Annotated in this window: 11 protein-coding genes; 9 read left to right on the top strand and 2 right to left on the bottom strand. The window is 39.8% G+C overall.

Translation table 11 applies throughout. From position 1 onward, the window contains the following. Positions 1-47: 47 nt before the first annotated feature. Together M2387_RS19855 and M2387_RS19850 are read right to left on the bottom strand one after the other, a co-directional pair. On the bottom strand, positions 48-1,100 hold the full coding sequence (locus M2387_RS19855; RefSeq protein WP_259051961.1) for a mechanosensitive ion channel family protein: 1,053 nt from the start codon (positions 1,098-1,100) through the stop codon (positions 48-50). Between the two features lie 167 nt (positions 1,101-1,267). Then, positions 1,268-2,086 (bottom strand): shikimate 5-dehydrogenase, encoded by an 819-nt coding sequence (locus M2387_RS19850; RefSeq protein ID WP_259051960.1) that lies wholly within the window; start codon positions 2,084-2,086, stop codon positions 1,268-1,270. A 100-nt stretch (positions 2,087-2,186) separates the two neighbouring features. Here M2387_RS19850 and sgrR point away from each other — a divergent pair, with 100 nt between their 5' ends. The 9 genes from sgrR (at position 2,187) to M2387_RS19805 (ending at position 12,152) form a co-directional block, all read left to right on the top strand. Beyond that, positions 2,187-3,926, top strand: a complete 1,740-nt coding sequence (sgrR, locus tag M2387_RS19845) for an HTH-type transcriptional regulator SgrR (protein ID WP_259051958.1) — start codon at positions 2,187-2,189, stop codon at positions 3,924-3,926. A gap of 87 nt (positions 3,927-4,013) precedes the next feature. Next, positions 4,014-4,802, top strand: a complete 789-nt coding sequence (locus tag M2387_RS19840; RefSeq protein WP_259051956.1) for a tyrosine-protein phosphatase — start codon at positions 4,014-4,016, stop codon at positions 4,800-4,802. A gap of 774 nt (positions 4,803-5,576) precedes the next feature. Beyond that, positions 5,577-6,125, top strand: a complete 549-nt coding sequence (locus M2387_RS19835) for a fimbrial protein (protein ID WP_259051954.1) — start codon at positions 5,577-5,579, stop codon at positions 6,123-6,125. Between the two features lie 64 nt (positions 6,126-6,189). Beyond that, positions 6,190-6,876, top strand: a complete 687-nt coding sequence (locus M2387_RS19830; RefSeq protein ID WP_259051953.1) for a fimbrial biogenesis chaperone — start codon at positions 6,190-6,192, stop codon at positions 6,874-6,876. Positions 6,877-6,892: 16 nt separating this feature from the next. After that, positions 6,893-9,373, top strand: a complete 2,481-nt coding sequence (locus M2387_RS19825; protein ID WP_259051952.1) for a fimbria/pilus outer membrane usher protein — start codon at positions 6,893-6,895, stop codon at positions 9,371-9,373. Positions 9,374-9,386: 13 nt separating this feature from the next. Beyond that, positions 9,387-9,914 carry a fimbrial protein gene (locus M2387_RS19820; protein ID WP_259051951.1) on the top strand — a complete coding sequence of 176 codons (528 nt, stop codon included), beginning with the start codon at positions 9,387-9,389 and terminating at the stop codon, positions 9,912-9,914. Next, positions 9,907-10,428 carry a fimbrial protein gene (locus tag M2387_RS19815; RefSeq protein ID WP_259051950.1) on the top strand — a complete coding sequence of 174 codons (522 nt, stop codon included), beginning with the start codon at positions 9,907-9,909 and terminating at the stop codon, positions 10,426-10,428. Before M2387_RS19820 ends, M2387_RS19815 begins: the two co-directional genes overlap by 8 nt. Before the next feature lie 19 nt (positions 10,429-10,447). Beyond that, on the top strand, positions 10,448-11,065 hold the full coding sequence (locus M2387_RS19810; RefSeq protein ID WP_259051949.1) for a fimbrial biogenesis chaperone: 618 nt from the start codon (positions 10,448-10,450) through the stop codon (positions 11,063-11,065). Positions 11,066-11,075: 10 nt separating this feature from the next. Continuing rightward, entirely contained in the window at positions 11,076-12,152 is a 1,077-nt protein-coding gene (locus M2387_RS19805) for a fimbrial protein (protein ID WP_259051948.1), read from the top strand. The last annotated feature ends 26 nt before the right edge of the window (positions 12,153-12,178 follow it).

Raw genomic sequence — 12,178 nt, 5'->3', positions numbered from 1 at the left:
CTATTGAGCCACTCCAGATTATTATCTGTCGTGGCTCATACATTCAGTCAGGGAAGCTTATCAACGCTAACAGTACTGACGGATATTTTCCCTGCGTTATTGTTATAAACAGTCTGTGTCGGGAAGGCAAAATCGGCTTCATGCTGATGAATGATAGCGATCATCTTTAAATACACTTCCTGCTGAATAGCCAGCCATTCGCTCCAGACCGTGGTTTTAGTAAAACAGTAAACCATAATATTCAGAGATGAATCGGCAAACTGATTAAAATAGACCAGCAGTGTCTGATGAGTATCAATTTTTTCGTGTTGCATCAGCATGGTACGAATATCATCGACGATCACACCGATTTTGTCTGCATCGTCATAACGCAGCCCTAATTCAGTAGTGATACGCCGGTTAGTCATCTGCCCGGGGTTTTCTACACTGATTGATGAAAAAATAGAGTTAGGGACATACAAAGGTCGATGATCAAAGGTGATTATTTTGGTAATTCTCCAGCCAATTTCAACCACCGTCCCCTCTATTTTTCTATCCGGTGAACTGATCCAGTCGCCAATATTAAAGGGTCTGTCAAAATAGAGCATGACGCCGGAGAAGAAATTACTCAGAATATCGCGACCTGCCATACCAATCGCGATGCCGCCGATCCCGCCAAACGTCATTAATCCTGACAGACTCATCCCGAAATGTTCACCAAAGAGCAGTACAATAACCACAAAAATACTGGTTTTTGAGATTCTGGAGATCATTTTTGCCGATGTCGGATCGCTACCTTTTTTTATCTGATTTTTTTCCAGTCGATTTAACAACTGAAAAATTTTACTCATAAAAATAAAGGCCATTGCTGCCGTAGTGAAAACATTGACAATTTCAAATGAAATAAATTTGAGATTAAAATCAACGATCGCCATATCGGTATACTGGCTAATAATAAAAATCAAACCGCATAACAGTAAGGTAGAAAGAAGATGAATAAAAATATTACGCTGGTGACGTTGTTTTCTCTTCTGGAAAAAAATAACGACCAGATAGCCAATAAAGAGCAGGGCAATGATACCTGTGCCTATCAGATATTTAATCACTAACGGTTCATACATCCCTACTTCTCCCAAGACATACTGAATGTTTATCTGACAATCTTATACTTATCCCTCTTTCAGTGGCAGACCCAGGGACAATATTCTCTTCTGCACAAGTATACTGAGTTTCCAGAAAACGGGGGCGATGAATCACATTCAATCTTCCCCCGATTGATAGTCACACTTTACTGCCTGGCATAGGCAGCTGCGCGGGCAAATAACTCATCAGATGGACGCACTCCGGTATACAGACTGAACTGCTCCACGGCCTGAATCGCAAAGACTTCCGCCCCACTAATCACTGATTTATGCTTTTCCTGCGCATAACGAATCAACGGCGTTTCGGCTGGTAATGCCACAACATCAAAAATCACTCTGGCAGCGTCAATTTCCTGCGGTAAAAAGGCCAGGGTATCTGCTTCTTTACCGCCAGCCATGCCTAGTGGCGTCGCATTAATCAAAATATCCGCAGTGATGCCATCCAGGGTCCTTTGATGCTGAAAACCCTGGGCTTTAGCCAGCGACTGACCACTTTCATCGTCACGGGCAATAATATAACCATTGGTAAAACCATGGTTTTTCAAAGCACAAGCTACTGCGCTGGCCATACCACCACTCCCTTTCAACGCAAAAGTCATCCCCGCAGCAACCTGATGCTGATTGAGCAAGGTTTCAATAGCAATATAATCGGTGTTATAGCCTTTAAGATAGCCGTCATTATTGACAATAGTATTAACCGAATTGATAACGCTCGCCGATACATCCAGCTCGTCAAGAAAAGGAATACACGCCTGTTTAAACGGCATTGATACCCCGCATCCTCGGATCCCCAGAGCTTTAATTCCCGTAATCGCCCCAGCTAAATCCTCGGTCGTAAAAGCTTTATATAAATAATTCAGCCCCAGAGCCTGGTAGAGGTAATTGTGGAATCGGGTACCGAAGTTGGTGGGCCTTGCGGCCAGTGACATACAAATTTTGGTCTCTTTGGTAATCATATTGATCATAATGTTTCCCTACCGTAGCGGTCGTTGAATGTAGGGAAATAATGCGTTAAAAAGGGGAAATAAAAAATTGATGTATTTCTCCATCCAGAGTTCATCTTTTATGAATATTCAGCGCCTTGAACAGCATTATCAGAAGCTTATCGCCATATTCCCGGAACGTGATGTGTTTATCACCCTTCAGGGACTGGCCGATCTTTTGTATTGCAGTAAACGTCATATGCGTACTCTTATCATTCATATGCAGCAAGCGGGCTGGCTTACCTGGCAAAGTCAGCCCGGCCGTGGGCATAAGGCCCGGCTTACCCTGCACAGCTCCTCACAAATGCTGATACTGGCAAAAGCAGAGCGACTGCTCAGTCGTAATGATATGAACGGCGCTCTGGCGATACTGGGTGAAGACCGGCAGCAACTGGCGCAATTACTGCGTAACAGGATGGGACACAGTATTGAGGACGGTCGTCAGTCACTGCGCGTTCCTTACTATAGAACTTTGCATAACTTGTATCCGGGCTCTCCTCTTCGTCGCTCAGAAGTCCATCTGGTTAAACAGATATTTAGCGGTTTGACGAGCGTTGATGAAAGTACAGGCCAAATCAGTGCAGGGCTGGCACATCACTGGCGTAAACTCAGCCCTTTGCGCTGGTGTTTTTTTCTGCGCCCGGGCGTGTTGTTTCATGACGGTACCCCCTTAACCAGTAAAGATGTTGTCGCATCCCTGTATCGTAGCGCCACTGCACCGTTATTCTCACATTTCCACCAGATTGAACCTCAGGGAGACCTGAGTGTGATTATTGAGCTCACTTACCCGGATGAAAATTTACCGCAGCTACTGGCTGATACCGGTACATTAATCCTGCCCGCAGACCATCATCAGCGGAGCAACTTCGCCTCAAATCCTGTAGGAACCGGCCCCTATCGGGTTACTGAAAATAATGACTGGCATTTAATGCTGACAGCCTTTGATAACTACTTTGGCTTTAGAAGTTTACTGGATGAAATTGAGGTTATTACCTGTCTTGATGCTGCTAATGAAGAAGATCTAAACCGTCCGTTCGCATTATTGAGTTCAAGCATGAGTGATGTTGAATATGTTTCAGCGTACGGAGAACATTTTGCAGAGCCTCCCGCTAATCCGGTACTGGAAAAAGGGGGATATTTTCTGCTCTACGACAGCCGCTCCCCTCTGCTAAAAAATCTCGAACAACGGCGCTGGTTGCAACATATCCTGAATCCGGCTCTTCTTCTTAAGAATCTGCCAGAAGCTATTCGTCCTCTGTGGTCTCCTGCTACCAGTTTACGACCGGACTGGTTCCATACGATATCACCCGGCCCGGCAGATTCTCCCTGGCAGCAACAGGAAGCGGAACAGCCACAGCGTTTACGCCTGGCGTATCATCAACATCACTGGGAGCTTCCCATGCTGGTCGCGGCCTTTCGGAATCTGCTCGCGGCGCACAATATTATCCTTGATACTACGGAGCTACCCTATGATGCCTGGGCCAGAGGAGAAGCCGATGCTGATATCTGGCTCGGCACCGTTAATTTTACGTTGCCAGAACAATGGAATATTGGCGCATGGTTACTGGGGATGTCATTACTTAAGACTTCGGTATCAGGTGGCTGCCAGCAACGTTTTGCCGACTGGCAGCAACAATGGCGCAGTGAAAAGCTTTCATCACAACAGCTGACAGCCAATATCATCGGTGATGGCTGGCTTCAACCTCTGTTTCATCACTGGATGCATCTCGCGGGCTCCGGGCAAACACAAGGGATCCACTTTAATAATCTCGGTTGGTTCGACTTTACCTCAATCTGGATTGAACCTACTCAGACAGACTAATAACCAAGTAATGATATATTCTATGTTTCAGAGGTAACAGCGCAGGTCTGGCTGGGGAAAATAATATCAGCAAAAGGAGAAAGGATTATGGCAGAACGTAATGATGCAATGCCAGCTGAGTCAGGGCTTATCTTAGACGGAGGAATTAACTTCCGTGATTTTGGTGGATTACTCGCAGCAGAAGGTCGACGAGTCAAACCCGGACACTTATTCCGTGCCGGCGATTTACATCAGTTGTCGGAGCGTGATCGTACAACATTACGCGATCTTCCCCTGCGCGTGATCCTCGACTACCGAGATGAAGAAGAATGCCGAATTAAACCGGACCAACTGTGGTCAGGCGTCTCATATTATTCCGTTCCGGCGAATCCGGAAGGGCAGCTGGTCAACGGTAATCTGGAGAAGCTGACAACAGAAACCTTAGCCGAGCTCGATGCCAGGATTTGGATGTGTGATTTTTATCGCCGTTTACCCTTTGCTAACCCGGCCTATCGTGAACTAGTATCGCAGATACTGGCGAAACCCGAGGGAGGCATCGTACAGCACTGTGCTTTTGGAAAAGACCGCACCGGCGTTGGCTCAGCTCTGGTTTTGTTTGCACTAGGGGCTGATGAAGAAACCATTATGGCCGACTACTTACGCACAGGAGAAGTTCTGGCATCTTACCGGGAACAGCTTCTGGCGCAATATGCAGAAACGCTTGATAAACGCGCTTTGCAACAGTTCGGCTATTTGCTGGAAGCTAACCCTGATTTCTTACAGGCAGCAATCCAGGCTATTACCGAACGTTACGGCTCGGCGGCGTCATGGCTGGAGCACGACTATCAGCTTGATAGCGCCCGTAGTGCTGAACTACGAGAGCATTATCTCTACTAATACAGACCGCTATTATGCAGGGGCACACTCTGGCATTGCTCCTGCAAATAACAAAACCCTCATTATTATAATTTAACGAAGTATTCACCTCTCGTAAGAATTATCCCGAACAATACGAGAAATAGTGATTAAAATATAATTCGATCATATGCAAGAATATCCGAAAAACAAAAAAATAACATTTAATAAGCAATGTCCTAGTATAGATAATACAATCCAACAAATCACATTAATTTTATAATAAAAATCTTAAAGCAGTCGATAATACATTCAAATTACAGAATCTTTACAAAAGACCTTTATCTTACAATGGTTTTTCATAACCTATTGTTTTTTAGATGATTAAACCAAGAAAGCAATCTCTGTAAATAACTTAACTTTATCACCAGGATATAAATTTGTTGTATTAGCCTGTTGTACTTAAATTTCTCTTCGTTTATATTTCATCCCGTTCCGAAGAGAGAGATAAATACAGAAACAAAAAACTAAGAAAAATCCATTAATAAGAAAATCCTTAGATTAAAGATAGCGATTTATTATTCAGGCAGATTCTTAGTTAATAAGAAAAATGTAAGAAAAATCCCACTACAATATTTCTTACTTACACTTTAGTAACATAAGGTGAATGCGCTTTTATGTATTTTTCTTTCTTAGCGTTTAGTTCAAATAAATAGTTTTTTTAGTTTCACCAGTACCTGTGAAAATTACATTAATCATCACATGTACGGAAACTGCCCACATTCGCTATTATCATTAATATATGAGGATATATACATGAGCATTAACAAAAAACTTACAGTACTGTCTGCTATCGTTGCTACCCTGATTTGTGGCGCAGCCAATGCAGCTGACCCAGTTGCTCCAGCCGTTAATGGCGGTAAAATCACATTTAACGGTGAAGTTACTTCAGGGGCTTGTGCTGTATCAGGCTCAGATACCGATAAAATCGTTACTTTAGACACCGTAAAAGCAACCACTTTTAAAGCTGCAAATCAGCTGGCAAATGCCAAAAAATCTTTCACTATCAGCCTGCTTGATTGTGAAGATACTGTTGACACCGTTCAAATCTCATTTAATGGACAAACTGTTGCAGACAACGCAGGTGTATTAGCCAACACCGCTGGTGCTGGTTCTGCACAAAATGTAGGCTTGCAATTGTTCAATCCAGATGGAACTGAATTAAAAGTCGGTGCTTTAAGTTCTAAAATTAACCTGACGAAAAGTACCACAATCCCACTGTCTGTAGATTACAAATCAACTGGTGCTGCTGTAACTGCAGGTTCAGTTCAGTCTGCTGCAAACTTTATGCTGACTTATAATTAATTTTTATATTTCTAATATTAGAGGTCATTGGTCAGTCATGACCAATGACCTCTTTGGAGTACCTATGTTAAAAAAAATAACGCTAATCGCATCTTTATTATTCTGCTGCCAAGGTGTTTATGCCGGTGGTGTATCATTAGGCGCCACGCGATTAATTTATCCGATAGATAAAAACCAAGTCACATTAAAAGTATACAATAGTGATAAAGGTTCAAATTATCTTGTTCAGTCATGGATAACAGATGAAAAAAATAACAAAGTATCTGATTTTATTATTACACCACCACTTTTTGTCATTAAGTCAGACTCAGATAATTTATTAAATGTAGTATATACCGGAGACAAAAATAACCTTCCAAAAGATAGAGAAAAATTATATTTTCTCAATACCAAGGTTATACCTTCGCTGACAGAAGAAGAACAAAAAATAGACAACGCACTGCTCATCTCAACAACAACGAAGATAAAGTTATTTACCAGACCGACTAATCTACATAATGATTCATTTGCATCATATGAAAAAATTAAATGTAGTTATGAAAATAACAAACTAAAAATTGAAAACCCAACGCCCTTTTATATGAACCTGTCTTCATTAAGAGTTAATGGAAAAGAAATATCAACTGCTGAAACCATTGCACCGATGACAGCCGCTTTTTTGAACACAACAGATAAAAGTAAAAATTTAAAATTCAACTTTATCAATGACTATGGTGTTCAGGTAAAAGATAAACAATGCAGTTTTAATTAACTCCGGAAGTAAATCCATGCGGGCTATGAAGAAATTTTTATTATTAAGTTTATGTTTACATGTAAATTATTCATATTCGCAAGATTATTTTAACCCCCTTTTTTTAGGGTCTGATGTTGATTCCATCGACGATCTCGCCTACCTTTCGGCAGGAAATAATGTAACACCAGGGAATTATTTCTTAAGCTTAAACATTGGTGAAAGCTTTATCAAAAGCGTCAATATTAGATTTAAAGAAGATAAAAACAAGAAAGTTTCAGCCTGCTTTACACAAGAAATAATTGATATTATCCCTTTCAATAAAGATACTTTAAGTAAGTTAAATGCATCATCCCATAATAATGATTGCATTAATATCAATGAGTATATTAACGATTTTAGTTACGACGTCGATTTATCTAAATTGACATTGACATTACTGTTCCCACAAATTTATCTCACATCACTTCGTTCAACTCTTGCGAATGAATCAGACTGGGATGATGGTATAACGGCCTTAATGACCAACTACAATATTAATGGCTCTTATACTAAAAGTAAAAATATGGATGACTACTCATCTACATTTTTTAGTATCGCTAATAGATTGAACATTGGTTCGTGGCGTTTTAATTCAAGTACCTATTACAATCAAAATAAAATGGGTAAAAACTCATCTCATGAATGGAACTCGAATAGCATTTTTGCTACCAAAAATATTAATGCCATCAAATCTACATTAACCATAGGCCAGAGTGTTCTAGGGTCAAATCTATTTGATTCTAACTCCTATGTTGGTATGTCACTTGCCACATCCAATGAAATGCTGCCAGAAAGTGAAAAGGGTTATAGTCCGACGATTAAAGGTATTGCTGAAACTCGATCAAAAATAACCATCAGACAGAATAATAATATTCTTTATCAGGAATATATAAACCCTGGCCCTTATAATATAGAGAACTTAAACTCTGTAGGAACCAGCGGAGACTATGAGGTTGAGCTAACCTCCGATCAAGGCGTAGTGACAAAATATACTGTTCCTTACTCATCGCTGCCAAATTTATTACGCCATAAAAGATATAATTACTCGGTTGCTATAGGGCAGCTCGATATTTCACAGGCCGATAAAAGTAAATTTGTCCAGGGTTCATTTGGGCTTGGTTTACCTCTGGATACCACAATGTATACCGGTTACCAGATTGCGAGAAATTATGTTGCCTTTGGGCTAGGTTTAGCAAAAGATATCGGTAAGATTGGTGCTTTATCCTTTGATTCAATTCAATCAAAAGCTAAAATCAGAGATAAAGATTATGTCGGTAACTCATATCGTATTTTATATGCAAAATCATTCAGTGATACAGGAACGAACTTTCAGTTAACGGGTTACCGCTATTCAACATCTAACTACTATACTTTTAGCGAAGCTAATTATCAGAACAGCGTAAGATATGATGTCAATGATTATATCGCTTATTCGAGAAACGAACGTAAGAAAAATAGCTTCCAGGTAAATATATCACAAAGTCTGGCCGATTACGGACAGTTGTATCTATGGGGAAATATTAACTCCTATTGGGGAACTGATACCAAATCCCAGAACATACAGATTGGATGGAATAAATCATTCACGGGTTTAAACAATATTATGCTGTCTGCCAGTTACAATAAGAATAAATATAAAAACTTGAATGATGATATGTTTTACCTCTCATTTTCAATGCCATTATCTAATAACACTGACAAAAACAGAATGTATTTAACAAATAGCGTTAGTTATAACAATTCAAGTTATAGCAATGCAACTAGTCTGTATGGAACGACGCTAGATGATAAATTAAACTATAATATTTATCAGACTGTCAGCAATAACAGTCAGGATAGATCAAATTTCAATGCCCGCTATAAAGCGAATGCTGCGGATATTAATGCTGGAACCACAATCACCAGAAATTCTAAAGAGTTTGACTATGGCCTGACAGGTTCCATGCTTGTTCATCAGGGTGGTATTGTTTTATCCAGAGAAGCAAATGATACCGCGATCCTGGTTGAAGCTAAAGGAGCGACGGGAGCTAAGCTCGATAGGTCAGGAGAAAATATAACGATTAATCGCTATGGCTATGCCTTGATCCCTTACGCAACGGCCTACCATTATAATGACATAGCTCTGTCACCAGAATCATTTGGTACCGGTTATGATATTGATGGAAAAATTTTAAAAGTTGCCCCTACCAGGGGAGCGATTAGTAAAGTGGTATTTGATGTACGCAAAGGATACAACTTTTTAGTCTCGATTAAATATAATAATAAACCAGTAAAATTTGGCACTCTGGTCATCAATGAGTCAGATAAAATAACATCCATTGTCAATGATGACAGTACAGTATATTTAACCGGTGTTAAACCGGGATCTCAATACATGGTTAAGATCAATAAAGATAATAGTTGTAAATTTGCCATTAATTATAATGAAAAATCTGACATGAAAAACATTAATAACCTTAGTGTAAATTGCCAGTAATAAAGGATACTTTATGAGTAAGTTGTTCACATTTCTTTTATTATGTTTATCTTGTTCTACGGCATCTGCTATAGATGTTACCGTTCAGGTTAACGGTGGAATTCTTTCACAGAGTTGCAATGTCTCTAGTCAGGATTTAATTAAAAATGTGAACTTTCCTGATTTAAATCCAAGTGATTTTAGTCAGAAAGGTACCAATAGTGCCGAACAACCTGTTTCTATACGCCTGGAAAATTGTACTGGTAATGTCAACAACGTTACGTATAAATTTTCGGGTGAAGCCGATGAAACTGACACCACTCTATTAAAAATAATCGGTAAAGGTGGCGCATCGGGAGGTATTATGGCAACCGGACTGGCAATTGAGATTTTAGATACCAATAAGAAAAAAATCGCCTTAAATACAATCCAGGCATTAAATAAAATAATTACCAGTACTACCCATACCCTGGATTTTTATCTTCGATACAAATCAACAAGTAATGATGTTGGTTCTGGAGATGCATCGTCAATAGTCTATCTGGATATTTATTATGAATAAATTATCGCTATTCCTCGCAGGCTTATTCATGGGTTTACCTGGTGTAAGTTTTAGTGAGGAGGTGACTATTAACATCAATGCCAGCGTTATTGAGCGGAGCTGCACGATTTCAAACGACTCACTAAACTCAACGATTGATTTGCAAACGGGTGATTTAAGGGGAAGTGAAATAGGCGTCCCCTTTGCCAGAACCCCCTTTTCAATCAGTCTGACAGATTGCCCTGATAATATTTCATCAGCACATATAACATTCACTGGTGATAGTGATACAGTCATGAATAACTTACTTAAGAACATTAATGAGACTGACGCTGCCGCCAAAGGTGTCGCATTAGGATTATATGACACCGACAATAATAATATTGACATTAATAATAATAAAAAAACATTCACAATTGATCACGTTTTATCTACGAACACATTAAATTTTTTCGCTTACTATGTAAAAGTGAACAGTGTTTTCTCAGCAGGAAAAATAATCAGCGTTGCTGATTTTGAGTTATCTTATGATTAACAGAATTCTTATATTATTTATGGCCATTTATATTAGTGATGGGTTCTGTGGTGTTTCTGTTGTTGGCACACGCTTCATGATAAATGATGAAATTAAGCACCTTAATATCAAGATCACCAATGATAATGAAAATGATTATCTGATAAAAAGCGCCCTGGATGATAAGGACTTCATCATCTCACCCCCTTTGTTTTTATTGCAAAAAAACACGGCTAATATGATTACGATTATCCCAAAAGAAAAAAAACAGCACAACAAAGATAAAATAATCAATTTAACGCTTACTGCCATTCCAAAATCTACATCAAATGATGACGTTAACTCAATTTCATTGGCTGTCAGAAATCACTTTAAAATAATTTACCGTCATAAAGATCTGCGAGATAGCTCATTGAGTAATATGAAATTAATCAATGAAGATAATCAATGTACACTTAGCAATCATTCTGATTTTGTTTTTACCGTATCGTTGTCTAAAAACAGAAATGATCGGCAGGCTAAGATAATTAACCTCTCTCCGGATGAAAAAATACCGCTGGAGAATACAAATCCTGTATCTAATTGTGAAACTTGGGTTAATTTTCACGATGAATACAATGACATTATCAAAACTATAAAATTAACAAGTAAGCAGTAAGGATCTTATCATGACCTTTATTAAAAAAAGTTTATCTATCTTAGTTATCACATTACTCCAGATTAATCAGGTATTCGCCTTTCCAGAGTTCTGGCAGTATATGAACCATACCACTCCAGTTATTGATGTTTCTGGTCCGGCAGATCAAACAAAGTTTGGTGAGGTTATTTATAACTCGGGTTCCTCCACACCTTATATATGTAATAGTAGCGATGTAAACTACGTTCTTCGCAGCATTGTTTATGAGCCTCTCGCCACCTGGACTGGTCGCACCTTTCAGTCATCCCCAGCACATCTTCCGATTGTTTTATTTGAGTCTGGTGTCCCTGGATTTTCAATATCCCCTCTTGGAGGAAATCTTGAAGATGGCCCCACAGCTAGCTATCTATCTTTATCTGCAGAGACTAAAACCATCTGGACTGGCTATAAAGAGAATAAAGACCGAGTTGCAAACCCCCATAAAATGGTAACAGGAGCCTATCTCTATAAAGATGAAACTCGCTTTACTGGAGAAACGGTTATCCCGAAACAAACAATGTATAGGTACCTTTGTAAGGATGCCAACGGTACCACTCAAGAGGCCTATTATTTCGATTTTCGTCCACTCAATGCCACAGGAACGGTAACTGGCTGCACGCCAGCAAACAGCGCCGTCGTCCTTGATATGGATAAAATCGCGCAAAGTACCATTGAAAATGCCGACTCTTCGACGCTTATCGGTACCAAACAATCCACGTTTTCTTTGCAGTGCGACCCTAATATTAATGTTTTTGTTTCCATTGTTGATTTATCCGATCAGAAAAATTCATCAGATACCGCGACATTAACCGCGGATTCAACAGCCACCGGAGTCAGATTTGCTGTAACAGACCCCAGCGGAACACGTTTGCAGTTTGGCCCTGATGGCTCGGCCAAAGATGTGCCAGGGCAAGAAAAGTATTTAATCAAGAACTCAGGAACAGCCTCTGATTCGCGGCATAACCCAGTCAGTACCCGATTAGGTTTTAGCTATGTTCGTAAACCGGGAGAGGTAATTAAGCCGGGTACGGCAAAAGCGGTTATTGGGCTGACATACTCCTATCAGTAATCTCTTTATTAGCACTCTCTATAGAT

Origin of the sequence: Klebsiella sp. BIGb0407 (assembly GCF_024807845.1) — a bacterium.
Taxonomy (GTDB): Bacteria; Pseudomonadota; Gammaproteobacteria; order Enterobacterales; family Enterobacteriaceae; genus JGM124.
This window is presented reverse-complemented; position numbering and strand designations above follow the sequence as displayed.